Raw genomic sequence first — 24,768 nt, forward strand, 5'->3', positions numbered from 1 at the left:
TCATCTGTCTACCTATTGGGGAGCATATCATGCTGGAGCGGGTCTTTTTAGTTTCGATGAGGCGAAATATCGGAATAAGAAAGGAGATACATTTAGCAGAGGAAGTGAGCGTATGGTTGAAATGATGACGGACAACGAGATCGCCTTGGCCATCATCCAAGCGTTGAAAGACGGAAGACGCACCGAGTTTCAGGAAATCGTGGACGAGCTCCAGCCGTATGACGTCGCCCAACAGTACAAGCTGTTGCCGGGTAAGCATCAAAATAAGTTCTTGCTTTACTTGACGCTCGAACAGATGACCGACATGATTCAAGAGCTCGACCAGACGACGCGGCTTCAGGTGTTGCACCGGCTCGGGTTCGAGCGGACGTCCGAAGTGCTCGATTTGATGGAGAACGATGAAGTCACGTCGTTCATGTCCGAACTCGACCCGGAACGTGTCGAGGAACTGTTGTCGGAAATGAGACAGGAAGAGTCGAGCGTCGTCCAAAACATGATGACGTACCCGGAAGAGACGGCGGGACGTCTCATGAACAACCGGTTCGTCTGGATTCCGGAGCACTACTCGATTCGGCAAGCCGTCGACAAGTTGAAAGACTTCGCGGCCCTCGCCGAGTATTTGAACTATTTATACGTCGTCGATGCCGATAAACGGCTCGTCGGCGTTATCTCGTACAAGGATTTGATTTTAGCCGACATCGATGACGCCGTCGCCGACGTCATGTACAAACGTGTCGTCAAAGTCGATGTCATGACCGACCAAGAAGAAGTCGCCAAACTGATCAACCGGTACGACTTCATCTCGATTCCAGTCGTCGAGGACGGTGACCGGCTCGTCGGCATCATCACGGTCGATGACGTGCTCGATATCGTCATCCAAGAAGCGAACGAGGACATCGAGAAGCTGTCGGCTTCCGGTAAGGCGATTGACTTCGACACGAAACCGCTCGTCGCTGCCTATCGCCGCTTGCCGTGGCTCATCTTGCTCTTATTCATCGGTTTGATTTCAGGCAGCATCATCGACGGGTTCTCCGGCACGCTCGAACAAGTCGTCGCGCTCGCGTTCTTCATGCCGATGATTGCCGGTATGACGGGGAACACGGGGACGCAATCGCTCGCCGTCGTCGTAAGGGGTCTCGCGACGCGTGATTTGACGTTCCGCCAAGTCGTCGCGCTCATCTTCCGTGAGTTGTGGGTCGGTGTCATCATCGGTGTCACGTGTGCCATTTTAATCGCCGTCATCGCGTTCGTCTGGCAAGGGAGCTGGACGCTCGGTTTCGTCGTCGGCAGCTCGCTCCTCGCGACGCTTATCATCGGGACGCTCGCCGGCACGATCATTCCGCTCATCCTGTACAAGTTGAACGTCGACCCGGCCGTCGCATCCGGTCCACTCATCACGACAATCAATGACATCTTGTCGCTCCTCATCTATTTCGGGGTGGCGACCGCCTTCTTGACGCGACTCATGTGAAAACACCCGGACAATGGGCCGGGTGTTTCGTTTATTGCTCGGCTTTCGTCAAAAGCGATGACGTAAGATGAGACAACCCTTGTGTCGTCTCGTTGATGGCTGAAATCGTTTCAACCATTTGACTCAAATCTTCTTTGTTTCGTTCGAACGAGAGGGTGTAGTTGCCCATCTCATCTTTCACCGTCATGAAGCCTTCCTTGACCGCCCCGAGTTGACGCATCGCTTCATCGTTCGTGCGATGCATCTGCCCCATCTGTTCAAGTAGCGCGGCGATGTTCGTCTCGTTCTCATGGATGAGGACGTTAATTTGACTGCTCAGCTGCTTGGCGTTCTCGGCGAGTGTGCGGACCTCGGTCGCGACGACGGCGAAGCCTTTCCCGTGTTCTCCGGCGCGGGCCGCTTCGATGGATGCGTTCAAGGCGAGCAAGTTCGTCTGGTTGGCGATTTGCTCGATGCTTCGAGTCATGTTGACGATTTCCTCGGACCCGTGCTTCAGTGACGTGATGCGTTCGAGCGATGTATCGACGTACGTGGCCGAGCGCGTGAACTCGGATTCCATCTGTTCGATTTGCTGCTCGTTCGTTTCCGTGAGCGTCATCAAGTGTCGGCTCATCTGTTCCGTCTGTTCGGTTTCCCGTAACACTTGATGGGCCCGATCGCTTGTTTCCGCCATGGCGCTCCCGGTCCGTTCCATCGTTGTCGCGACTTCTGAACTGACATGGCCGATGTCGCGCAACAAGGCGTCGCGTGCGTCGCTCGCCGCCTCGATTTCATCAAGCCGCGCGTCGACGTACTGCTCGGTCACGATTTGAGCGTCCAAGTTCATCGCATGGGACAAGGCAAGGAGCGCCTCGGCCATCGTGGCCGGGTCGTGTTGATAATGTTCGACGATTTTTGGGACGAGGAGCGTATTGAATGCGGCATATGTCGCGAGGAACCACGTGACCGGCACCGCATAATGATGATGCGTCTGCCCCATGCGTTTCCGCATGGCGAGGAACTTGTCATCGATTCGTCCGGTCAATAGGCTTCGGAAGTAGTCAGCGAATACGTTTTTCAGTCGCTCCCGTGTTGAAGCGGCGCTAGCGAGCTGGGCCATGTCAGGTTGTTGCATCAAATGGTCGAGCACGCTCTCTAACACATCGTCTAATACAGATTCGACGAGTGGCGCCATCGCTTGTAGCTGTTCGACTTGTCGCGACGTGTAGCCCATGTAGTGAGCCCGGCCGTTAAGGGTCGGATCGCTCGGTTTGGCGATCGTCGTCGCATCGGGAAAACCGATTGAAGCGGTAAACGCAACGGGTGATGATTTACGGAAGAGTGCCATATTGTTTCTCCTTTTTCTCATGAAGCTTAAAGTATGTTCTCTTCTATATCGGCTAAATAGTGAAATAAGTGAGAATTCGATGTGCTAGCGGAAAATCCGGGAATGAATCATGTAGAAGTCGATGCACTGGATAGCGAAGGAGGCCGAGATGTGAAAAATATATTCGTGTTGTTGACAATCGTCAGTGCCCTAAGTAGCCAAATCTTGCCTCAAATTTTATTTCTCGCGGTCATGGCGCAAGGCGAAGGGGCGAGTCGGGTGATTCCGTTCATGATCTTTTACGTCGCCAGCATGTCGGGGCTTCTCGTCTGGATTTATGTTGTTGGTCGAATCGGCTCAAAGCGAACATTTTTGCTGGCCCTCTTCGTCTTGGTCATCGGGCTCGGCTGTTGGTATTTGCCGTTCGCTTGGGGTGTCGAAGTGAGTGCGTTTTTCATCGGTGTCGGATCGATCGGTGTCGGCACGATGATGACGACGATCCTGTCTCAGCTGAAGGAGTTGTCTCCACAGAAGGAAGGGGGGAGTTCGCTTCCACTCGTCATCTTGCTCGTCGCGTGGGTTGTGTTATTCTCGTACGCGCTCACGCGCTCAAATGATCTCGCAGTCTTGTTCTTTATAATCAGCCTGAGTTTGCCGTGGTTGTTCGTTCGAAAGCTCCCACTTACGCGTGAAGCGACATGGACGTTCTCGACGACGCTGTTCCTTCGGGCGTTTCTCGTCGTCACCGTTTTCACACTCCTCAGCCGACTCGTCAGTCTACTAGAAGGGACGCGTGGGTATCTCGAGATTTTCTTCTTGACGCTACTCCTCGTCAGCTATATGGTCTGGCTCCTGCTTCAGCGGAAGACACGGAATTATGTGACGACGAAATCGACGCGCTAAGTCCAGTTCTTGGCGTATGCCGTCGGACTGTTCGGAGGGTGGACGTTGATTGGGGCCGTCTTCACGAGCCTCGCCCTCTATTCCTTCAACGTATTGCTCTTTTATGTCTTTGTTCCGTTTTTATTTGGGGTCATCGGCTGGATTTTATTCGGTCAGGTCGTACCAGGTGTCAAACGTCCGTATTCGTTTCTACTCGTCTCATCGGCCGCGTTCTTCCTCGGCTTTTGGCATCCGATCGCCTTGATCCCGGTCTTGTTCGTGAACGGCTATATTCAGACGATGTATTCGAGCCTCGGACACGTGCACTTGTATACGGCCTACGGAGAGAATAAAGAGTTCGCGGCGCTCGTCATGCAACTGTGGAAGAAGCTTGGGATGGTCGTCGCCCAAGTCTCGCTCATGCTCGGCATCCTCGCATACGGGCTGACAGTCGGCCAAACCGTCAACACCGACCTGTCCTTCGCCATCCCGAAGAGCTGGATGGTCGGCGTGCTCGCCGTGACGTGGGCGGTGAACGTCGCCGTCATCACCGTCTATTGGCGTCAAATCGTCCGGAAGTAAGTCGAAACAATTTTCTCTAGCTTTTTCATATCGCTTTTGTTTATAATGAGGAGTGATGTTTAACAAGTGACGGAAAAGGAGTGTCCTTTAATGAATAAATCGTTGATCGATTTCGTTTACGAGATTCTTCAAGAGACTGGCGAGCAACCAGTATCCTTTGATGAAATCCGTGAGCAGATCAGACAAAACTATACGTTCGCAAGTGAAGAGGAAGAGCTCGAGAAAATCGCGCAACTCTACACGGACATGAACATCGACGGACTATTCGTCAACTTGGGAGCGAACCGTTGGGCGCTTCGTGTTTGGTATCCGTTCGATAAGTCGGACGAGGATCTCGTCATCGAAGCACGTCAACGCGGTGAGCTTGACGAGTTCGAAGAAGATCTCGATGAGACGGACGAAGGCATCGTCGACATCGAAGACGACCTCGACGTCTTTGCAAAAGGTGAAGATTTTGACGCATCTGAGTTTGAGACAGACGATGACGCCGAAAAAGTTCCAGACCTCGATGATTTCGAGGACGAGGACTTGGACGACGACCTCGATGTCGAAAACGAAGATGATTTATAAGAGACCGCAAAAAGCCGGGCATTTGTCCCGGCTAGGCGTGTCTCTTTTTCTTTTTTGCGGCTTTCGAAAAAGAAAAAATAATGACTTGACGACTGCATCGTCTCTGACGTAAATTAGTCATGGGCTCGTTTAGCACATGCCGATGCAGCAAAAGTGTCCTCCATTTCAGTGGGGGCACTTTTGCTTTTTTTGTTTTTTGTTTCCCGTAGTGGGCATTCATGAGAGGAGAAATGATGATGACAAAGTATATTTTCGTAACAGGTGGGGTCGTATCCTCACTCGGTAAAGGAATCACAGCCGCTTCACTCGCACGTCTACTCAAAAACCGAGGATTGAACGTGACGATTCAAAAGTTTGACCCGTACATCAACATCGACCCGGGCACGATGAGCCCGTATCAACACGGGGAAGTGTTCGTCACAGACGACGGCGCCGAGACGGACCTTGACCTCGGCCACTATGAGCGCTTCATCGACATCAACTTGTCGCAAAACGCGAACGTGACGTCGGGCCGCATTTACTCGACGGTCCTCAAAAAAGAGCGCCGTGGGGATTACAACGGTGGAACAGTTCAAGTCATCCCGCACATCACGAACGAGATCAAAGACCGCGTCTTCCGTGCCGGTCGCGAGACGAACGCAGATGTCGTCATCACAGAGATTGGTGGAACAGTCGGGGACATCGAGTCGCTTCCGTTCATTGAGGCCATTCGTCAAGTGAAGAACGACATCGGCAAAGAGAACGTCATGTACGTTCACTGTACGCTCGTCCCTTACCTTCGCGCTGCCGGTGAGATGAAGACGAAGCCGACACAACATAGCGTCAAAGAGCTTCGCAGTTACGGGATTCAACCGGATATCATCGTCCTCCGTACCGAGCACGACATCCCGGAAGATATGCGTGAAAAGATCGCCTTGTTCTGTGACACGCGCAAAGAAGCGGTCATCGAAGCACAAGACGCATCAACCCTTTATGAAGTACCGCTCAACCTTCAAAAACAAGGGATGGACCAACTCGTCAACGACTACTTCGGCTTCAACACGCCAGCTGCGGATATGACGGCTTGGAAAGAGCTTGTCCATACGGTCACGCACCTCGAGAAGAAAGTGAAAATCGCCCTCGTCGGGAAATACGTTGAACTTCGTGACGCGTACATCTCGGTCGCGGAATCGCTCAAACACGCCGGTTACGCCTTCAACGCCGATATCGACATCGACTGGGTCAATGCAGAAGACGTGACATCAGAGAACGTCGCGACGCTTCTCGGCGACGCGGACGGAATCCTCGTCCCAGGCGGGTTCGGGGAACGCGGCATCGAAGGGAAAATCGAAGCGACGCGTTTCGCTCGTGAGAACAACGTGCCGTTCTTCGGGATCTGCCTCGGGATGCAACTCGCGACGGTCGAATTCGCCCGTAACGTCTTAAAACTTGAGGGCGCCCATTCGGCAGAAATCGATCCATCGACGAACTATCCGATTATCGATTTGCTTCCGGAACAAAAAGACATCGAGGATCTCGGCGGTACGCTTCGCCTCGGCCTCTACCCATGTAAACTCGAAAAAGGGACGAAAGCGCACGCCGCTTACAACCAAGAGCTCGTCTACGAGCGCCACCGTCACCGTTACGAGTTCAACAACGAGTACCGTGAAGCGTTCGAGGCGGAAGGGTTCAAGTTCTCAGGAACGAGCCCGGACGGTCGTCTCGTCGAGATTATCGAGATTCCAGAACACAAGTGGTTCGTTGCGTCGCAGTTCCACCCAGAACTCATCTCGCGTCCAGAGCGCCCACAGCGCTTGTTCCACGACTTCATCCAAGCCTCGCTTGGCGAATAATCCACGAGCCGCAGTCGTCGACTGCGGCTTTTTCTATCGGACGAAAGGATGAGGCGTGTGACTGCTTCAGATGGATACATGTTCTCCGAAATCCGGGTAAACTAACAGTAGAACTTGGAGAGGGCGATGCGATATGCGGGAACGGTGGATGATTTATGGAGGGTACGGGGTATCATTGCTTTTGCTCGGCCTATTACCGTTTGTCGTCTTACCGACCCTCTTATTGCCGTATCAGCTCGGCTGGAGCGGGCTCGTCCTACTCACGCTCACGATCGGGCTGTTACGGACGATTCGTGAAGGGTCGAGTACGTACTTGAAGCAGATGTTGAAAGTGACGTTCAGCCTGTTCTTGTTGTTCGTTTTCATCTACTATGTCTCGTTCGGACTCGTCTTGTATGACACGTATGGGCTCGACCGATTGCTCGAACGCTATGACGATCAGGCCGCGCTCGTGTTCGCCGCCTTCAGCTTCTTGCAACCGATCGCCCTTCCGGTCCCGGAGGCGGTCAGTGTGCCGATTGGAAGCGTCGCCCTCGGGCCGCTCCGTGCCGCACTCATCGGAAGCGTCGCGACGACGCTCGGCATCCTCGTCATGTACGGGCTTGCCCGTTTCGGCCGGGAGCGGGTCATGCGACTTTTGGATGCGGATAAGCTGGCGACGTACGACCGGTACGTCGACAAGTATGGGCTTGGGGTCTTGCTCGTCTTGTTCATCATCCCAATCTTGCCGGACGAGGTGATCTGTCTTGCGGCCGGTTTCAGTCGCGTGCCGTTCGGTCGCTTTGTCCTCATCGCGGCATCCGCGAAACTCGTGACGTCGTTCGGCCTTGCCTACTCGGTCACGCTCGGCGAGTTATTCATCACGGGTGCGAGCCCGTTCGCCATCGTCTCGGTCACGGCAAGTCTCACTCTCGTCTTACTCGCTTTCATTTGGCGACGACGGAAAAAAGGAGATTCGAACTGACGTCTTGAAAGAGTGGACAGCACAGATCAAAAGGGAGAGAGCATCGTGAACGACAAGACGTTACAGATTCGGCCGATTGAGGCACGCGACTTAGATCGCATTTGGGAATTGATTTACAAAGATGAGACGCCGGAGTGGAAGCGGTGGGATGCCCCGTATTTTGAACACTGGGCCATTCCGTACGAGACGTACCGCCAAGAAGCGGACGGCCACGTCGGTCGCGAAGACATGTGGGTCATCGAAGCCGAAGGGACGGTGTATGGAACCGTTTCTTCCTATTATGAGGACGCAGGAGAAGAATGGCTCGAAGTCGGAATCATCCTGCATCAAGCCGACCGCTGGAATCATGGTCTCGGCACCCGGGCGCTTACGCTGTGGGTGAATCATTTGTTCACGACCCGTTCGACGGTCCGAGTCGGGTTGACGACATGGTCCGGTAACGAGCGGATGATGCGCGTCGCGGAAAAGGTCGGGATGCAGCTCGAAGGACGGATTCGTCGAGTGCGCGTCGTCGACGGGGTGCGGTATGATTCGATTCGCATGGGCATGCTTCGTGAAGAATGGGAACAACGGCAAAAGCGCAACGTCTCAATTTGAGGCGTTGCGCTTTTTATAGGTGGAACAGTTGGCGATATTGGAGCGGCGTCATCCGCTTATACGATTTGAACGTGTTGATATAGGCGGTGCAGGACGCGAAGCAAAACTTTTCACCTATTGTACAAATCGGTACGTTCGTCCCGAGCAAGTCGGCGATGGATGCGTCGATACGGCGTCGGCGAATCCGTTCCGGTATGCTCTCGCCGACTTCTTGCTTGAAGAGGGCGGACAAATAGTTGTTCGACAGACCGACCTGGTCGGCGATCCAAGGGAGCGACAGCGACGCGTCGCGTAAATGTTCTTCGATCAAGCGCAGTGTCGTCGAGACGTTCGGGTTCGTCGACACGGGTGGGGACAAGAACGCGGTCACTTTTGCTAAATACTCGACGATGACCGGAATGGCGTACAAAAAGTCGAGCGTCGTCTCCAATTCATCGATTAATGTCAGCAAGGCGCTCGTATAAGTGAGCGCGGTCTGCACGTTCGGGTTGTCGATCGGGATGAGACGGATGATGTGGTAGACGAGGCCACGATAATAGAAGCGGACACTCATATACTCATCATCTGACGGCAACGTCAACAAGTCGAGCGTCAACGTCTCGAGCAGTTGTTCGGCCCGAATCGGGTGCGCGTTTCGCAGTGCGCTCACGATTTGTTGGTCGAGCGAGTAAAAATTATCCACATGAGAAAAATCATCGAACAAGTTTTTGTCTCGATGAAGGTGATGTAGAAATTGACGTTTGATTTTATTTTCCAACGGATGATTCACTTCTTTCGTCGTACGATCGGGAACCGTTTTATTTCGTGCGAGGGACGTTCCGTTTCGTTGCTTGTTTCAACTCGGCGATTTCGCGCGCTAAAGCTTCTTCACGGGAACGGGCGGATGATTCGAGGTGGTGTTCAAGTTCTTTGCTCTTTTGTCGATACGTCTCAGCGACTTCTTTCGTGCGCTGTTGGTGCTGATTGAGCTGTTTGTTGTACGCATCGAGATCAATTGGCTTTTTCGTCATACTTATATGCCCCTTTCAAAAGACGGTCAAACAGACAGTTGAGGTGCAAGCGAGGCTTGACCCGAAGTCTCATGGAGGAAAACGACTCCTGTCCTTAGCTTACGAAGGGGAGCATATCTTGGGAAGTTTGGTCGCTACGAAACGAGTGGTGAAAACGAAGAAAAATGTGACGAAATTGTGTCCGGATTCATTTTTTTACACACAGGTTCACGTAAGAAGACGAATCAAAAAATCCGCAGACATGACGTCTGCGGATCAAGGATTACTTGACCGCCTGGTCTTTAATTGGGAACCAGCCGGCACGTGTCGTGATGGCGTTCCAGAGCGGAGCCGGTACGGCGAGTTCGGCTTGCTTGTTCAAGTCGAGTTCGGTCTCGATCTCGTCTTCCCGGTCGTCTTTCACTTTCTCGAGCCAATCCGGGTCGATGATGAGCTCACGGCCGAGCGCGGCGAGGTCGATGACGTCGAGTGCGTCCTCGACTTGACCCGGACGTTGCAACTGTCCGACTCCGATGAGTGGGACGGCACCGTTGATGCGCTTCGCGATACGGTCAATCGCTCGCTCCGTCACGTTCTCGTCGCGCATCGAGGCGGTGTTGAAGTTCCAGAGCGAGGCATGGATGTAATCGAGTCCTTCCTCGAGCAACATGTCAATCAACACGTCCGTATCGTCGAGCGTGATACCTGGCTCTTCGACTTCTTCTGGCGAGAAGCGGTAGCCGACGAGGAAATCGTCCGTCTCTTTCGCTGCGTCTTTGACGGCACGGATGACTTCACGCGGGAACGTGAGCCGGCCCTCGACATCGCCACCGAAGCGGTCGTCGCGTCGGTTCGAATGGGGCGAGAAGAACTGTTGAATCAAATACGTGTTCGCACCGTGAATCTCGACGCCGTCGAATCCGGCCTCGATGGCACGGCGTGTCGCGTCACCGAACGCTTGGATGATTGCTTCGACTTCTTCGGTCTCGAGGGCGCGTGGCGTGACGGCACCTTCGCGCACCGGTGCGACCGCACTCGCGCTCACAGGTTGCTCGTTCGGGACGAGGTTTGGCGGTGACATGCGGCCGGCGTGGAAGATTTGCAGAATCGCTTTGGCGCCTTCCGCCTGCAAGCTCTCAGCGAGTTGACGCAGACCTGGGATGAACTTGTCGTCATTGACGCCGAACGCGTTCGGGAAGCCTTTGCCGTCCTCGGTCACGTAAGCACAGGCCGTGATCGCGAGCCCGACGTTCTTCGCACGTTTCCGGTAATAAGCGAGTTCGTGTTCGGATACTTCTCCGGTCGGTTGTGACGAATAATGGGTCATCGGTGCTAGGACGAGTCGGTTATGGACCTCGACACCGTTTTTAAATTGGAAAGGTTGAATCATGCGTTGCATCTCTTATTTCCTCCTTCGTCGTGATACTTTGAAGTCTAGTTAACTGATTTCAAAATTGCGAGCGAGACGCATCTGGAGTTGCACGTCGCACGTTCCGTGAGCGGTTCGATGGTTCAACGTGTGAGAATAGGGTATAATACAGGAGAAAAGTTGATAACCGGTTGGAGACTACAGAGAGACCACGACATGGGGGGCGAAGCCTTGTTTTGTTGTGGTCTCTTTTTGTATACCTTGAACCGGATTCATTATAGGAGGGAATAAGATGGAAATCAGAAACTTCTCAGCGAAAGAACGCGCGGCACGGTACGAACAATTGACGGGTGAACGGCACGACGTCCTCGTCGTCGGTGGAGGCATCACAGGCGCAGGGATCGCCCTTGACGCCGCTTCACGGGGGATGAAGACGGCCGTCCTCGAGATGCAAGACTTTGCGGCTGGTACGTCGAGCCGCTCGACGAAGCTCGTCCACGGGGGTTTGCGTTATTTGAAACAGTTCGAGGTCGCGCTCGTGGCCGAGGTCGGCAAAGAGCGCGCCATCGTATATGAGAACGGGCCACATGTGACGACGCCGGAACGCATGCTGTTGCCGATGCATAAAGGCGGGACGTTCGGTCCGCTCTCGACCGCGGTCGGTTTGATGGTGTATGACTTGTTAGCGGGTGTCAAGCGTGCCGAGCGCCGTTTGATGCTGAAACCGGACGAAGTCATTCAAAAAGCGCCGCTCGTGAAAAAAGACGGACTTGTCGGCGGTGGCTATTACGTCGAGTATCGGACGGACGACGCGCGCATGACAATCGAAGTCGCGAAAGAAGCGGCGAATCACGGGGCGCTTCTCATGAATTACTCAAAAGTGACGGGTCTCATCTATGAGAACGGCAAAGTCGTCGGCGTGAACGTCGAGGACCAAATCGATGGCAAGACGTATGAAGTGTACGCGAAGAAAGTCATCAACGCGACCGGTCCGTGGGTCGACGTACTTCGTGAACAGGACGGGTCGAACAAAGGCAAGATGCTTCGCCTGACGAAAGGGATTCACCTCGTCATCGACCAATCGAAGTTCCCGCTCAAACAAGCGATTTACTTCGATACGCCGGACGGCCGGATGGTGTTCGCGATTCCGCGTGACGGCAAGGCGTACGTCGGCACGACGGACACGTTCTTCGATAAAGACAAAGCGCACCCGCGCATGACGACCGAAGACCGTGACTATATTTTAGAGGCGATTCACTACATGTTCCCAGAAGTGAACGTGACGGCGGACGACGTCGAATCGAGCTGGGCCGGCATTCGCCCGCTCATCTATGAGGAAGGCAAAGACCCGTCTGAGATTTCGCGGAAAGATGAAGTGTGGCAATCCGAGAGCGGACTCATCACGATTGCCGGCGGGAAGTTGACCGGTTACCGCAAGATGTCGGAGACCGTCGTCGATTTGGTGGCGAAACTGATCAAACAAGAAGAAGGCATCGTCTTCCTCGCCTCGCGCACGAAGCACATGCCGATGTCGGGCGGCCACGTCGGGGGCTCGAAAGGGTTTGAAGACTTCTTGACGAAGAAGAAGGCGGAACTCAAAAATCTCGGTCTCGAAGACGACAAGGCCGAGCAACTCGTCCGGCTCTATGGGTCAAACATTGACCGCGTGACGGAACGGATGGACTCGAACGCGTACAATCTCCCGGAAATCGTTTACGCGCAGCTCCTGTACGGCATCGAAGAAGAGGCTGTCGTTCGGGCAATCGACTTCCTCGTCCGTCGTACAGGTGCGATGTTCTTCGATATCGATTTCGTTCAACAGCATAAAGACGGCGTCTTGCGCGCGATGGCCGACGTCTTTAAATGGTCGGATGCACGTCTCGAGGAAGAACGGGCCGAAGTCGAGAAAGAGATCGAGCTCGCGGTCGTCCCAGTGACCGTCGAATCATAAAAAAACTTCGCCGCAGCGAAGTGAATGAACGGGCGAACCAAATGGCGAACAGCGATTTAGTTCGTCTTTTTATATGCCGAGCTCGTCATAGTACGCCATAATCCGTTCATCGAGCGCGAGGACAACGTCTTCATCCCCTGTGAAGTAAAAGAGCACGTACGTGCCGTCTTCACGATACACCTCGGCCTCGACGTTGATTGTCGTCATCCGTCCTTCGAACGAGACGTCAAGCTCGGCGATTTGATAAACGATGCCTTCATCCAATGACGGGTCGGCTACGCGCGTATGAATCTGTTTCACGCTCTTTCTTGAAATCGGCTCATCGAACACATCCGACAACAGGGCAAACGTCTCAGGGATGTCGCTGAGATCTGCATCGATTGATGTAGCGAGCGGCACGTCCTCGTCTTCTGCATAGGCTTCCTGCTCAAGGGCGATGACGCGTGCCTCATCACCGAAGACGGAGACGATCGCGGCGACCCCACCGGCCATCACGAGTAAAAACAGTAAAAATCCAAGCAAATGTTTCATCCATCGAATCTCCCGTCCTATCAAGTAGCTTCAGTATAGCAAGGCACATCGTGTTTAGGAATGTCGGGATTATGGTATGGAAAGATAATGATTAGAGAAGAGAGGGATGATGATGAAACGGACGCGGTTCTTATTCGTCCTCCTCGCACTTACAGCAATCCTCGGTTGGGTAGTCGTCGATTCGAATCGGTTGTTTGCGGACAAGTATTATGTCCGCGTGCCGAATGCCGACACCGTCACGCGGGAAGGGACGGATTACGTGTATACGGCGATCGGGTACGGGGATGGGAATAAAAAGCGGTCGTTCACGTTCAATTCGGACGAGCGGCTTGCACCAGGTGATGTGCTGAAGCTGTATGTGAAAGACGAGACGGACGTCACAGCGCTCGAACGGATCGAGGAACGAGACGTACCGATCGAGATTGAGTTGGAGCCGGCTGAAGCAGCAGCACCTTAAGCTGTTTCCTTCTTTTGCAAATTGCCGCGTCGCCAAACGAAATCGGATTTGGTATGGTTATGGATGGAGTGTCAATCACACGTAACGGAAAGAAGGGTAACGGATGTCACGCATGTTAATCGCAGACGATCAGGACGGGATTCGCTTGATGCTCGCCCAAGTGTTTCAAAACCTCGGGATTGAGGTCGATACGGCGAACGACGGGCGATCGGCCTGGGAAAAGCTTGAACAGAACGGATATGACTTAGTATTGCTCGATATGAACATGCCGCGTATGTTCGGTCACGAAGTGCTCCGGAACATGCGCGACCAAGACATCGACACACCGGTAATGATCATGACCGCGTTCGGGGAGAAGACGACGCTTGAAGAAGTGCAACGCCTTGGCATCACAGCGCAATTTGAGAAGCCGTTCGACATTTATGGCATGATCGAGAAAGTGAAGGATGTCTTGAAAATCTAACGTTTCGTCACGAAGATGACATATGTAAACGCTTGCGCAGAGCCATTTCTATGCCCGAATAGCATAGGCACACGTTTATCGGTGTGTTATAATGGGAACGAATTGCACGGGGGCATTTTTCCCAAAGTGCACAATAGCGAACAGACAGGAGGATGTCATTATGCCATTAGTATCAATGACAGAAATGCTTAACAAAGCATTCGAAGGCAAGTATGCAGTAGGCCAATTCAACATCAACAACCTCGAGTGGACGCAAGCGATTCTTCGCGCTGCGGAAGACGAGAAATCACCAGTTATCCTCGGTGTATCTGAAGGTGCGGCGAAGTACATGGGTGGCTTCACAACAGTTGTCAAGATGGTTGAAGGTCTCATGCACGACTACAACATCACTGTTCCAGTTGCAATCCACCTCGACCACGGTTCTTCTTTCGATAAGTGTAAAGCAGCGATCGACGCTGGTTTCACATCAGTCATGATCGACGGTTCACACCATCCGATCGAAGAGAACATCGAAATGACGAAACAAGTCGTTGAATATGCACACGCTAAAGGCGCTTCAGTTGAAGCGGAAGTCGGCACAGTCGGCGGCGAAGAAGACGGCGTTGTCGGTGGCGTACAATACGCTGACCTCGACGAGTGTGTTCGTGTCGTAACAGAAGCGAAAGTTGATGCACTTGCAGCAGCACTCGGTTCAGTACACGGCGAATACCAAGGCGAGCCAAAACTCGGCTTCAAAGAGATGGAAGAAATCGCAGAAGCGACGAAAACTCCACTCGTTCTCCACGGCGGATCAGGGATTCCTGAGCACCAAATCAAAAAAGCAATCGAGCTCGGCCACAGCAAAATCAACGTCAACACAGAGTGCCAACAAGAGTGGACTCGTGCGGTACGTGAGAAAGTCGCTGCTGACTCGAAAGTATATGACCCACGTAAAATCATCGGACCTGGTATCGAAGCGATCTACAACGTCGTTACTGGCAAGATGCGTGAGTTCGGTTCAAGCAACCAAGCGTAATCCTGTCTATACAAGTCGACCCTCCTCGGAGGGTCGACTTTTTTGTTGAAACTTCTCTCCTTTTTGTTCGTAAAACAACCAAGGAGGGATTTGATGAAATATACAGAACCGCAGACCGAACTGTTTTGGCGAATCTTTTATGTGTTGGCGGCCTTCATGCTCACCGGCCTCGCCTGCATGATCACGATTGCACCGCTCATCTTTATTTGGTTGAACCCGGCACCCTACATGATTCCGCTCTTGTCCATCGTCGCACTAGGGGGATTCGGAGTATATTGGTTCGTCAATATGTTCCGGCAACTGTTTTGGAAGGAACGACATCGCTCGCGCTATGAAATGACGGCGACCCATTTGAACGGGGTGACGTGGCGCGTCGAGCCAGGGGAGTCAGTCGAACAGTCGGTGCGGCTCGAAGCGATTGAGCAGGTCGTCTTCTTTCCAGCCATCGTCCGAAAGACGCAACCGTCCCCGACCGTACCAATCGGGCGGCCGACGATTGACTTTTGTCCGATGCTCGCCATCATGACGGCGGACGAATCCGTCGAAATCTTGTTCGACCCACGTGACCTCGATCAATTCGAACGATGGATTGCTTATTTCCATGAGCAGGGCACACCGCTCTATTACACGCCGAAGTGGCTTTATTGGATTGGGGCGAACATCGCGACACGAGAAGAGCGTTTTCTGTTGTTTCAACAACCGGATGAATTGATTCCGTTCTTCTACACGGGGGACATTCCGGCGGACGAGTCGACGGCCGCGACGGCTTGGATTGAGGCGTATGGGATAGAACGGCAACGTGAAGGCCCGCACGAGGCGCATTACGTGAAGCAGGCAAAAATTATGAAGTGGACAGCGATTGGGACCGTCCTCGGCATCGTGTTGCTCGCGGCGTCGATGATTGGAATCGCGGCATTCACGTAAATGGTGTGGCAATTCGGAGTCGGTTTCCTCATAATAAGGAGTGTAAGCGATCACATTTCGAGGAGGAATACACATGCAGTTTTTCATTGACACGGCAAATGTGGAAGACATCAAGAAAGCCCATCGGATGGGCGTCATCGGGGGCGTGACGACCAATCCATCGCTCGTCGCGAAAGAAGGCGTCGACTTCCATACACGACTTCGTGAAATTTGTGAGATCGTCGGGGATCTCTCGGTCAGTGCGGAAGTTATTGCACTCGATGCAGCGGGTATGGTGGAAGAAGGAAAGGAACTTGCGGCCATCGCGCCGAATATTACAGTCAAGGTGCCTATGACACCAGACGGGATGGAAGCGGTCCATGAGTTTGCGAAACTGGGTATCAAGACGAACGTGACGCTCATCTTCAACGCCAACCAAGCGCTACTCGCGGCTCGGGCCGGTGCGTCCTACGTATCGCCGTTCATCGGACGCCTTGACGATATCGGACAAGATGGGCTTGACCTCGTCGAGACAATTGCCGACATCTTTGCCATCCATGGCATCGAGACGGAAATCATCGCCGCATCGGTTCGCCATCCAGTCCATGTGACGAAGGCGGCGCTACTCGGTGCCGACATCGCCACCGTACCGTACAAAGTCATCGAACAGATGATGAAACATCCGCTCACTGACAAAGGAATCGAGCAGTTCCTCGCGGATTGGAACAACGCTCAATCCAAATAAGCTCGTCGCAGAAAGGTTTTGATCATCGTGGAAATTCTCCATATCGTTGGACAGCAAAAACTAGAAGGCAGCGTCGACATCAGCGGTGCCAAACAAAGCGCCCTGCCGTGTCTCGTCGCCGCGCTCCTCACGGAGGAGCCGGTCACGATTGAGAACGTGCCGGTCATCGAGGACGTCGAAGTGATGCTGAACTTGTTACAAGAGCTCGGCGTCACCGTCGAGCGGGACGGGGAGCGGATGACGCTCCACGCGAAAGACGCGTTCCCGATGCCGCTCCTCGGCTCCGAAACGCGGAAAGTTCGGGCTGCTGTCTATTTGCTTGGGGTGTTCGCGGCCCGTTTCAAAAAAGGGGCCGTCGGGTTGCCGGGAGGATATGCGATTGGTCCACGACCGATCGATTTACATTTAAAAGCGTTAGAACGGCTTGGCATTCACGTCGAGAACGAGTCTGGTCTCTATCATGTCACAGTCGACAAGTTAGTCGGCGACCGAATTTACCTCGACCTTCGTTCGTTCGGGGCGACGGTGAGTGCGATGCTCGCCGCGGTCCTCGCCGAAGGGACGACGGTCATCGAGAACGCCGCGATCGACCCGGAAGTCGTCGACGTCGCGACGATGCTCACATCAATGGGGGCGCATGTCGTCGGCGCCGGGACGGACGAGATTCGTATCAAAGGGGTCGAGCGCTTGCACGGTTGCACGCATACGCTCATCCCGGACCGTCTTGAAGCCGGGACGTTCATGATTTATGGGGCGGTGTCCGGGGACGTGACCGTACAAAACGTCATCCCGCATCACCTTGAAGGCGTCATCCAGAAGTTGCGTGATTACGGGGCTGAGGTCGAAGTCGGGGAAGAAGCGATCACGGTGCGGGCCAAGGCGTTTCTGCCGACCGACATCCGCGTCTTCCATTACTCGGGTTATCCGACCGACCTCCAACCGGTCATGTCGGCCGCACTCTTGAAAGCGGACGGGACGAGCATCGTCACGGACAAGCTCTATGCCCAACGCTTCCGTCATATCGCGGAAATGCGGCGCATGAACGCCCAAATCACGCTCGAGGACGCCTCTGCCGTCATCCGTGGCGGTAACCCGCTCGCGAACGCCGAGATGGAATGTGCCGACGCACGGAGCGGTGCAGCCCTCGTCTTGTCGGGACTTCAAGCGAGCGGTGAATCGACATTGATTCATGCGGAACGACTGCACGACTCATACGTCGACTTTGTCGGCAAACTAAAACGACTCGGCGCACTCGTCTGGGTAGATGAGGCCGAGTAACAAAGGGGAGAATTCGGGTGGAACGTAGTTTATCAATGGAATTGGTCCGGGTCACGGAAGCGGCAGCGCTCGCTTCGGCCCGTTGGATGGGGAAAGGCTTGAAAGTGGAGGCGGACGACGCCGCGACGACCGCGATGCGTGACGTCTTCGACACGATTCCGATGAAAGGGATTGTCGTCATCGGCGAAGGTGAGATGGACGAGGCACCGATGCTCTACATCGGGGAGAAAGTCGGGAACGGCTATGGCTCTCGCCTCGACGTCGCCGTCGACCCGCTCGAAGGGACGAGCATCGTCGCGACGGGGACATGGGGCGCCCTCGCCGTCCTCGCCGTCGCGGACGCGGGCGATCTGCTCCACGCGCCAGACATGTATATGGACAAGATTGCCGTCGGACCGGAAGCGGCCGGACTCATCAGCCTCGACAACACGATTGAAGAGAATATCGAAATCGTCGCCAAGGCGAAAGGCAAGAACGTCGAGGACGTCGTCGTCACGATTCTACACCGGGAACGTCATGAGGAAATCATTCAACGCGTTCGCGCGACGGGTGCCCGAATCAAGCTCATCCCGGACGGTGACGTCGCGGCGGCCATCAACACGGCGTTTCCGAAAACGGGCGTCGACTTGTTGCTCGGATCTGGCGGGGCACCTGAAGGCGTCATCGCCGCCGTCGCCATGAAGTGTCTCGGGGGGGACTTCCAAGGCCGTCTGCTCCCAGAGGATGAGGCGCAAGAGAAGCGTTGCCAAGACATGGGCATCGCCGACACGGGACGCATCCTGCTCCTCGATGACCTCGTCAAAGGCGAGGATTGCATCTTTGCCGCGACCGGGGTCACGGACGGCGAGTTGCTCCGGGGTGTCCAATTCACGGGACAAGGCGGACAGACGCACTCGGTCGTCATGCGGGCCAAGTCCGGGACGGTCCGTTTTGTCGAAGGCATCCATTCGTTGAAGAAAAAACCGAAGATGGTCATGAAACCTTGATTCTCTCGAGCTGCAGACAATGTCTGCAGCTTTTTTTGATGTGTCGTCACATAGTTAAATATGAAAAGAACGGGAATAAACAAGCAGGAGGTGGAAGGCATGATTGAAGTGGAATCGCTCGTCAAGTCGTACGATGACGTCCCGGCCGTCGACGGCGTCTCGTTCTCGGTGGCGGAAGGGGAAGTGTTCGCCTTTCTCGGTCCGAACGGGGCCGGCAAATCGACGACGGTGCAAATGTTGACGACGCTCGTCCGGCCGACATCGGGTACGGCACGCGTGAACGGCTTTGACGTCGTCAAACATGAGAAGGACGTGCGGCTGTCCATCGGGGTGGCGCTCCAAGAGACGGGCATCGACAAAGACTTGACCGGTCGCGAACTGCTCGTTCTGCAAGGTCGTCTCTTCAAGATGACGAAACAAGAAGCGGAGGCGCGAGCCGAGGAGTTGCTCCGTGTCGTCTCGTTGACGGATGCGGCCGACCGGCGCAGCGGGACGTATTCAGGCGGGATGCGGCGCCGCCTCGATTTGGCGCTCACGCTCGTTCATCGCCCGACAGTCTTATTTTTGGACGAACCGACGACCGGGCTCGACCCGGCGAGCCGAATCGAGATTTGGAACGAGGTGAGACGGTTGAACGAACAGTTCGGGACGACCATCTTTTTGACGACCCAGTACCTAGAAGAGGCCGATGAGCTCGCTGACCGCATCGCCATCATCAACCACGGGAAAATCGTCAGTGCCGGGACGGCGGAAGAGTTGAAACGGCTCGTCGGCGGAGAGACGATCGCGATGACGTTCCATACCGAGCGCGAAGCATCAGAAGCGGCGTCTGCTTTCGAGAAGACGGCGTCTGGTCTACATGTCTCGTTCGAGCTCGAGGCGCTCACGTTGACGGATGTCGTGCGGCGGCTCGATGAACGTATGCTCCAGCCCGAACGGTTGACCGTCAAACAACCGTCGCTCGACGACGTGTTCTTGAAGGTGACAGGGGAATCGTATGAAGGAGGAGTGCCGAATGTGGACTGAGACGTGGTTGTTCACGAAGCGGAGTTTATTGACGACGATTCGCAATCCATTTTCATTTATCCCGAACTTGATTATCTCGGTCTTCTTCCTACTAGTGTATACGAGCGGATTGTCGAGTGTCGCCTCGTTGCCGCAGTTCGAAGGGAGCGCCTATTTGAACTTCATTCTACCTGTCTCCATCGTCTCTGGGGCTGTCGGCGGTGCTGGTGGGACCGGTCAGGCGCTCGTCCGCGATATCGAGAGCGGGTATTTCGCAAGGCTCCTCTTGACGCCGGCGACACGGACGGCCATCGTGCTTGGCCCGATGATCGCCGGAATGTTACAACTGCTCGTTCAGACGCTTCTTATCTTTGCGGTGGCGTTCTTGCTCGGCTTGAACATTCCGGTCGGTCTGCCTGGCTTCTTGTTCACGGTGTTGCTCGCCATCGGGTTCGGTCTCGGGTTCGCCGGCTATTCGGTCGGTGTCGCCTTGAAAACAAGAAATGCGCAAGCCGCGCAGGCGGGGACACTACTCTTTTTCCCGCTCATCTTCTTGTCGACGACGTTTGTACCGAAAGAACTGATTGAAGCGGAGTGGCTCAAAGTGGCCGCGACATTTAATCCGACGACATACATTTTCGAAGGGATGCGCGCCGTCTTGACCCAGCCGACGATTGACTGGGGGGCGCTGTCGGCCGGACTCGCCGTCGCGGGGACGATGAGCGTTATCATGATTGTGTTCGCGGCGACGAACGCGCGGGGCGCACTCAAACAAAAATGACGAGCCGGCTCATGCCGGCTCGTCATCAATCATAAAGGTCACGATTAAAAATAAGATGAAGCTGATGAGCGAGAACGTTCCACCGATGATGAAATAGACCATCGTGAACGTCTCGTTCCACTCGAACGGATTCATCGCGTACAGCCACATCCCGCTCGTCAATCCGATTGAGCCGATGACGGCCGTCCAGCCGTGGATGCTGACGAGCACAGGGCGCTTGACGCGATACAGGCGATAGAACACGCCCCAGGCGAAGACGGATAGCCAACCGGCGAGCAAAATATGGGCATGGATGGGACGGAAGGCGTAACTGCCGGCCCCTGACATGTGCGACCCGATTGCCGTCCCGATAACGCCGAACACAGCGGCGAGGCGGATGAGACGCAGACTCCACGTTCTTTCTAACATATGAATCACTCCTTGTTTCAAGATGTTGTCCAGTATACAACAGAAAGATGAACGGAAAATGAACAGAACGACATGAAAAAACGACTCGGTTCCGATGAACCGAGTCGTTACAGGTTTTAAATTAGAGGTACGATCCTGCACCGACATAACGTGGTGCCCAGTAGCCTGATGTGAAGCTCGCGTATTTAACGCCGCCTGTTTCAGAGTTGATCATTTGTGTTTTGCTGAGTGCCATTCCGACGTGTTGAATCGTGCTTCCGTTGTGTGAGAAGAACACGAGGTCCCCAGCTTGAATCGCTGACTTCGAAACTTTTTTCGAGTTTGCGTATTGTGAGCGTGAGTCACGTGGGATCGTCTTGTTGATTGCTTTCTTGTAGACATGGCCCGTGTAACCTGAGCAGTCAAATCCAGCTGTCGTCGTGCCACCGAAGCGGTACGGTACGCCAAGGTACTTTTTCGATTCAGCAACGAGTTTCGAACGTGCGCTTGAAGCTGTTGACGTTGACGCCGTCGTTACCGTCGAAGCGGTAGCGGCTTGCAAGTACGTGTACGTTGATGAAGCTGAGATGTAACGGTGCGTCCCTTTGTAGTTGATCTTGTAGAAAGAACCGACTTTACCAAGGTATGTATAACGTTGGCCTTTATCCATCTTAGCTACGACTGATGAGTTGAGTGACGCCGATGTACGGATGTTCAAACCGTTCACTTTCGAATAAGCGAATGTTCCAGTGGAAGCTTCAGCTTGTTCGCTCGTTGTGAAGGCGAGACCCGAGAACGCGAGAGTGGCAGCGACGATGATAGATGCGAAACGCTTTAACATAATGTGATTCCCTCCGTTTTCTAAAATAAAACCCTGTGATTGTATATGGTCGATGTGTGATGACGATAGTAGAGCACAAGTTGCGAGTATTACCCGGTTTCCTGTGCAAATAAACTATATCATGCGCAAGACCGATGGCATTTTTCAATCACAAGTCAAAAAACAGTTTTCTTGTAACATATTTGAAACAATATGCGACGATAAAGACTTATTTGTTACATAGAAACAAAAATGTCCGTTTTCTTTTGAACATCAGGGGAATAGACTGTCATAAAGCCGTTTTTAACAAGTGACGTCAATGAAAAATTGTGATTAGATGAATGAGAACTTTACAAATATTTTTCAAATATAGAAATATGAAAGACAGGTGACTTGCATGAGTCAACAGACCGAACCAGCTAAAAATTATACGCTTCGTGAACTTGAGACGAAGACGTTAAAAGAATTATATGAAATCGCGAAAGAAGTGAACGTGCCCCAATATCGCGAGGCACGCAAGCGTGAGCTCATGTTCCGCATCTTGAAGTCGCAGGCCGAATCGAAGGACCTCTACTTCCTCGAAGGCATCCTTGAGATTATCCCGCCGAACCCACAGTCACAAAATGACGGAGGCTTCGGGTTTCTCCGCCCAATCAACTATTCTCAATCTTCTGAAGACATCTACATCGCCGCTTCACAAATCCGTCGCTTCAACCTCCGAAACGGGGACCTCGTCACGGGGAAAGTCCGCAAGCCGAAAGAGAACGAGCGTTTCCAAGGGCTCCTCAGCGTCGAGGCCGTCAACGGGGAGACGACGGAGTCGACACGGAACCGCGACTACTTCCCGGCTCTGACCCCGATTTATCCTGAGAAGCAGATGGTGCTTGAGACGGAGCCGAACCATCTGTCGGTCCGCGTCATGGACATGATCGCACCGGTCGGTTTCGGACAGCGTGGTTTAATCGTCGCCCCGCCAAAAGCCGGGAAGACGTCGCTATTGAAAGAGATTGCCAACTCGATCACGACGAACCATCCGAACGTCGAACTGATTATCCTGTTGATTGACGAGCGGCCGGAAGAAGTGACGGATATCCAACGATCGGTGCCCGGGGCGGACGTCGCTTACTCGACGTTTGACGAGACACCGGAGAACCACGCCCGCATCTCGGAACTCGTTCTCGAACGTGCGATGCGCCTCGTCGAGCACAAGAAAGACGTCGTCATCTTGCTCGACTCGATTACGCGTCTGACGCGGGCGTACAATTTGTCGGTACCGCCGAGCGGTCGCACGCTCTCTGGGGGGATTGACCCGGCGGCGTTCCATAAACCGAAGAAGTTCTTTGGCGCGGCGCGTAACATCGAGGACGGGGGTAGCTTGACGATTCTCGGAACGGCGCTCGTCGATACGGGATCGCGTATGGATGACGTCATCTATGAAGAATTCAAAGGAACCGGCAACATGGAGCTCCACCTCGACCGGAAACTCTCAGAACGCCGCATCTTCCCGGCGATTGATATCCGTCGCTCGGGAACGCGGAAAGAAGAGCTCTTACTCGGCAAGGACGAGCTCGACATGCTCTGGACGATTCGCCGCACGATGAACGAGTCGCCGGACTTCCTCGAACAGTTCTTGCGCCGCGTCCGCGAGACGAAGACGAACGTCGACTTTTTCGCGGCACTCGAGGCCGACAAGAAAAAGAGTCGCCGACCGGTGAAAAAAACAAAAACTGACTTGTAAATCTGTGGACCGGGTGCTATTATATTCTAGTGAACTTTCTCTAGGTTGAAAGAATACTTAGGGCCGAAGGAGTTGAAAAGCAATGAAACAAGGAATCCACCCAGAATACCGTAAAGTCGTATTCATGGACTCGACGACTGAGTTCAAATTCATCTCTGGTTCGACTCGTTACTCTAACGAGACAATCACGATGGAAGATGGTAACGAATACCCACTCATCCGTGTCGATGTATCTTCTGACTCGCACCCGTTCTACACAGGTCGCCAGAAATTCGCATCTGCGGACGGTCGTATCGAGCGCTTCAACAAGAAGTACCAACGTTAATCGTCAACTTGTATGCACACCGCCTAGGGATTGCCCTTGGCGGTTTTTATTTTTTATAGAGAGAAGTCAACCCTTTTTCTTGACGGAAAAGATGGGTATAATCGGGAAGCGATTATCGATGGAGAGGGCGAAGAAAAATGATGCATGTGACGAACCGATACGGTTGGATCGAAGTGATTTGTGGGAGTATGTTTTCTGGGAAATCGGAGGAGTTGATTCGTCGTGTCCGCCGGGCCCATTACGGCAAAATCCCGGTACAAGTGTTCAAACCGGGTATCGACGACCGGTATCATGAAGAGAACGTCGTCTCGCATAGCGGCAACTCGGTCGTGGCCGTCCCGGTCCACTCGAGCCAGGACTTATACGATGCGGTGCGTGAAGAGACGCAAGTCATCGCCATCGATGAGGTCCAGTTCTTTGACGAGGGCATCGTCGACGTGATCGAGCAGTTGGCGTCAGAAGACAAACGTGTCATCTGCGCCGGTCTCGACATGGACTTCCGTGGTGAACCGTTCACGATGATGCCGGAACTGCTCGCGCGTGCCGAGTTCGTGACGAAGCTCCAGGCCATCTGTCTGTCTTGCGGCGCCCCGGCGTCGCGGACGCAACGCTTGATTGACGGAGAACCGGCCCGCTATGAGGACCCGGTCATCTTGGTCGGTGCGGCCGAGTCTTATGAACCCCGGTGTCGTCATTGTCACGACGTCCCGAACAAACCACGCCCGGTCCGCCATACGGTGGCCGATTGATGACCAAAGCGGACCGCCTCGGCGGTTCGTTTTTTGCTATAATGAAGACAGTTCGATTTGACGGAGAAAGGA

The 24,768-nt window shown here is 53.9% G+C and carries 27 protein-coding genes; 20 read left to right on the forward strand and 7 right to left on the reverse strand.

The window, feature by feature from the left end; translation table 11 throughout:
- Nucleotides 1–112 precede the first annotated feature (112 nt).
- Nucleotides 113–1,471 carry a magnesium transporter gene (gene mgtE, locus RT52_RS00850; RefSeq protein WP_034814467.1) on the forward strand — a complete coding sequence of 453 codons (1,359 nt, stop codon included), beginning with the start codon at nucleotides 113–115 and terminating at the stop codon, nucleotides 1,469–1,471.
- 31 nt (nucleotides 1,472–1,502) lie between these two features.
- Here mgtE and RT52_RS00855 read toward each other — a convergent pair whose 3' ends face one another.
- Nucleotides 1,503–2,798 (reverse strand): protoglobin domain-containing protein, encoded by a 1,296-nt coding sequence (locus tag RT52_RS00855; protein WP_034814468.1) that lies wholly within the window; start codon nucleotides 2,796–2,798, stop codon nucleotides 1,503–1,505.
- Nucleotides 2,799–2,948: 150 nt separating this feature from the next.
- Here RT52_RS00855 and RT52_RS16680 point away from each other — a divergent pair, with 150 nt between their 5' ends.
- The 6 genes from RT52_RS16680 (at nucleotide 2,949) to RT52_RS00880 (ending at nucleotide 8,204) form a co-directional block, all read left to right on the forward strand.
- Nucleotides 2,949–3,680 (forward strand): hypothetical protein, encoded by a 732-nt coding sequence (locus tag RT52_RS16680; RefSeq protein ID WP_245175438.1) that lies wholly within the window; start codon nucleotides 2,949–2,951, stop codon nucleotides 3,678–3,680.
- 45 nt (nucleotides 3,681–3,725) lie between these two features.
- Entirely contained in the window at nucleotides 3,726–4,241 is a 516-nt protein-coding gene (locus tag RT52_RS16685) for a hypothetical protein (protein WP_245175439.1), read from the forward strand.
- Nucleotides 4,242–4,331: 90 nt separating this feature from the next.
- On the forward strand, nucleotides 4,332–4,811 hold the full coding sequence (rpoE, locus tag RT52_RS00865) for a DNA-directed RNA polymerase subunit delta (RefSeq protein ID WP_034814470.1): 480 nt from the start codon (nucleotides 4,332–4,334) through the stop codon (nucleotides 4,809–4,811).
- 236 nt (nucleotides 4,812–5,047) lie between these two features.
- Nucleotides 5,048–6,643 (forward strand): CTP synthase, encoded by a 1,596-nt coding sequence (locus RT52_RS00870; protein ID WP_034814471.1) that lies wholly within the window; start codon nucleotides 5,048–5,050, stop codon nucleotides 6,641–6,643.
- 133 nt (nucleotides 6,644–6,776) lie between these two features.
- On the forward strand, nucleotides 6,777–7,607 hold the full coding sequence (locus RT52_RS00875; RefSeq protein ID WP_034814472.1) for a TVP38/TMEM64 family protein: 831 nt from the start codon (nucleotides 6,777–6,779) through the stop codon (nucleotides 7,605–7,607).
- A gap of 42 nt (nucleotides 7,608–7,649) precedes the next feature.
- Nucleotides 7,650–8,204, forward strand: coding sequence for a GNAT family N-acetyltransferase (locus RT52_RS00880; protein ID WP_034814607.1), 555 nt, complete (start codon nucleotides 7,650–7,652; stop codon nucleotides 8,202–8,204).
- A 13-nt stretch (nucleotides 8,205–8,217) separates the two neighbouring features.
- Here the strand turns inward: RT52_RS00880 and RT52_RS00885 are convergent, their stop codons facing one another.
- The 3 genes from RT52_RS00885 to RT52_RS00895 form a co-directional block, all read right to left on the reverse strand.
- Nucleotides 8,218–8,886, reverse strand: coding sequence for a helix-turn-helix domain-containing protein (locus RT52_RS00885; RefSeq protein WP_156028754.1), 669 nt, complete (start codon nucleotides 8,884–8,886; stop codon nucleotides 8,218–8,220).
- A 115-nt stretch (nucleotides 8,887–9,001) separates the two neighbouring features.
- The gene (locus RT52_RS00890; RefSeq protein WP_034807587.1) at nucleotides 9,002–9,214 is read right to left on the reverse strand and encodes a hypothetical protein; all 213 of its coding nucleotides are present in this window, start codon (nucleotides 9,212–9,214) and stop codon (nucleotides 9,002–9,004) included.
- Between the two features lie 262 nt (nucleotides 9,215–9,476).
- Nucleotides 9,477–10,592, reverse strand: coding sequence for an NADH-dependent flavin oxidoreductase (locus tag RT52_RS00895; RefSeq protein ID WP_034814475.1), 1,116 nt, complete (start codon nucleotides 10,590–10,592; stop codon nucleotides 9,477–9,479).
- Nucleotides 10,593–10,854: 262 nt separating this feature from the next.
- On the opposite strand from RT52_RS00895, the gene RT52_RS00900 reads away from it, so the two are divergent.
- Nucleotides 10,855–12,513 (forward strand): glycerol-3-phosphate dehydrogenase/oxidase, encoded by a 1,659-nt coding sequence (locus RT52_RS00900; RefSeq protein ID WP_034814476.1) that lies wholly within the window; start codon nucleotides 10,855–10,857, stop codon nucleotides 12,511–12,513.
- A gap of 69 nt (nucleotides 12,514–12,582) precedes the next feature.
- Here RT52_RS00900 and RT52_RS00905 read toward each other — a convergent pair whose 3' ends face one another.
- Nucleotides 12,583–13,044, reverse strand: coding sequence for a hypothetical protein (locus RT52_RS00905; protein ID WP_034814477.1), 462 nt, complete (start codon nucleotides 13,042–13,044; stop codon nucleotides 12,583–12,585).
- Between the two features lie 109 nt (nucleotides 13,045–13,153).
- Between RT52_RS00905 and RT52_RS00910 the strand changes: the two genes are divergently transcribed.
- The 9 genes from RT52_RS00910 to RT52_RS00950 all read left to right on the forward strand — a co-directional run bounded on the left by RT52_RS00910 (nucleotide 13,154) and on the right by RT52_RS00950 (nucleotide 20,677).
- Nucleotides 13,154–13,501, forward strand: coding sequence for a DUF1093 domain-containing protein (locus RT52_RS00910; RefSeq protein WP_034814479.1), 348 nt, complete (start codon nucleotides 13,154–13,156; stop codon nucleotides 13,499–13,501).
- Between the two features lie 103 nt (nucleotides 13,502–13,604).
- Nucleotides 13,605–13,964 carry a response regulator gene (locus RT52_RS00915; protein WP_034807578.1) on the forward strand — a complete coding sequence of 120 codons (360 nt, stop codon included), beginning with the start codon at nucleotides 13,605–13,607 and terminating at the stop codon, nucleotides 13,962–13,964.
- A gap of 160 nt (nucleotides 13,965–14,124) precedes the next feature.
- Nucleotides 14,125–14,979 (forward strand): class II fructose-1,6-bisphosphate aldolase, encoded by an 855-nt coding sequence (gene fba / locus RT52_RS00920; RefSeq protein WP_024370875.1) that lies wholly within the window; start codon nucleotides 14,125–14,127, stop codon nucleotides 14,977–14,979.
- 93 nt (nucleotides 14,980–15,072) lie between these two features.
- Complete coding sequence (locus RT52_RS00925; protein ID WP_034814481.1) at nucleotides 15,073–15,903, forward strand: hypothetical protein; 831 nt, start codon at nucleotides 15,073–15,075, stop codon at nucleotides 15,901–15,903.
- 73 nt (nucleotides 15,904–15,976) lie between these two features.
- Nucleotides 15,977–16,627, forward strand: coding sequence for a fructose-6-phosphate aldolase (gene fsa, locus RT52_RS00930; RefSeq protein ID WP_034807572.1), 651 nt, complete (start codon nucleotides 15,977–15,979; stop codon nucleotides 16,625–16,627).
- 27 nt (nucleotides 16,628–16,654) lie between these two features.
- Nucleotides 16,655–17,905 (forward strand): UDP-N-acetylglucosamine 1-carboxyvinyltransferase, encoded by a 1,251-nt coding sequence (gene murA / locus RT52_RS00935; protein WP_034814610.1) that lies wholly within the window; start codon nucleotides 16,655–16,657, stop codon nucleotides 17,903–17,905.
- Nucleotides 17,906–17,922: 17 nt separating this feature from the next.
- On the forward strand, nucleotides 17,923–18,891 hold the full coding sequence (glpX, locus tag RT52_RS00940; RefSeq protein WP_034807569.1) for a class II fructose-bisphosphatase: 969 nt from the start codon (nucleotides 17,923–17,925) through the stop codon (nucleotides 18,889–18,891).
- A gap of 99 nt (nucleotides 18,892–18,990) precedes the next feature.
- Nucleotides 18,991–19,917 carry a daunorubicin resistance protein DrrA family ABC transporter ATP-binding protein gene (locus tag RT52_RS00945; protein WP_034814483.1) on the forward strand — a complete coding sequence of 309 codons (927 nt, stop codon included), beginning with the start codon at nucleotides 18,991–18,993 and terminating at the stop codon, nucleotides 19,915–19,917.
- Nucleotides 19,907–20,677 carry an ABC transporter permease gene (locus RT52_RS00950; RefSeq protein ID WP_034807395.1) on the forward strand — a complete coding sequence of 257 codons (771 nt, stop codon included), beginning with the start codon at nucleotides 19,907–19,909 and terminating at the stop codon, nucleotides 20,675–20,677. The genes RT52_RS00945 and RT52_RS00950 overlap by 11 nt, the downstream gene beginning before the upstream one ends.
- A gap of 9 nt (nucleotides 20,678–20,686) precedes the next feature.
- On the opposite strand, the gene RT52_RS00955 is transcribed toward RT52_RS00950, so the two are convergent.
- Nucleotides 20,687–21,085, reverse strand: coding sequence for a hypothetical protein (locus tag RT52_RS00955; RefSeq protein ID WP_034814484.1), 399 nt, complete (start codon nucleotides 21,083–21,085; stop codon nucleotides 20,687–20,689).
- A 121-nt stretch (nucleotides 21,086–21,206) separates the two neighbouring features.
- On the reverse strand, nucleotides 21,207–21,905 hold the full coding sequence (locus tag RT52_RS00960) for a C40 family peptidase (protein WP_034814486.1): 699 nt from the start codon (nucleotides 21,903–21,905) through the stop codon (nucleotides 21,207–21,209).
- A gap of 376 nt (nucleotides 21,906–22,281) precedes the next feature.
- Here RT52_RS00960 and rho point away from each other — a divergent pair, with 376 nt between their 5' ends.
- The 3 genes from rho to RT52_RS00975 all read left to right on the forward strand — a co-directional run bounded on the left by rho (nucleotide 22,282) and on the right by RT52_RS00975 (nucleotide 24,696).
- Entirely contained in the window at nucleotides 22,282–23,622 is a 1,341-nt protein-coding gene (gene rho / locus RT52_RS00965; RefSeq protein ID WP_034814488.1) for a transcription termination factor Rho, read from the forward strand.
- 82 nt (nucleotides 23,623–23,704) lie between these two features.
- Nucleotides 23,705–23,947, forward strand: coding sequence for a type B 50S ribosomal protein L31 (locus RT52_RS00970; protein WP_021066109.1), 243 nt, complete (start codon nucleotides 23,705–23,707; stop codon nucleotides 23,945–23,947).
- 137 nt (nucleotides 23,948–24,084) lie between these two features.
- Nucleotides 24,085–24,696: a thymidine kinase gene (locus RT52_RS00975; RefSeq protein WP_034807391.1), complete on the forward strand. Its 612-nt coding sequence runs from the start codon at nucleotides 24,085–24,087 to the stop codon at nucleotides 24,694–24,696.
- Nucleotides 24,697–24,768: the final 72 nt, after the last annotated feature.

This window comes from Exiguobacterium alkaliphilum 12/1, from assembly GCF_000714435.1.
Lineage (GTDB): Bacteria > Bacillota > Bacilli > Exiguobacteriales > Exiguobacteriaceae > Exiguobacterium > Exiguobacterium alkaliphilum.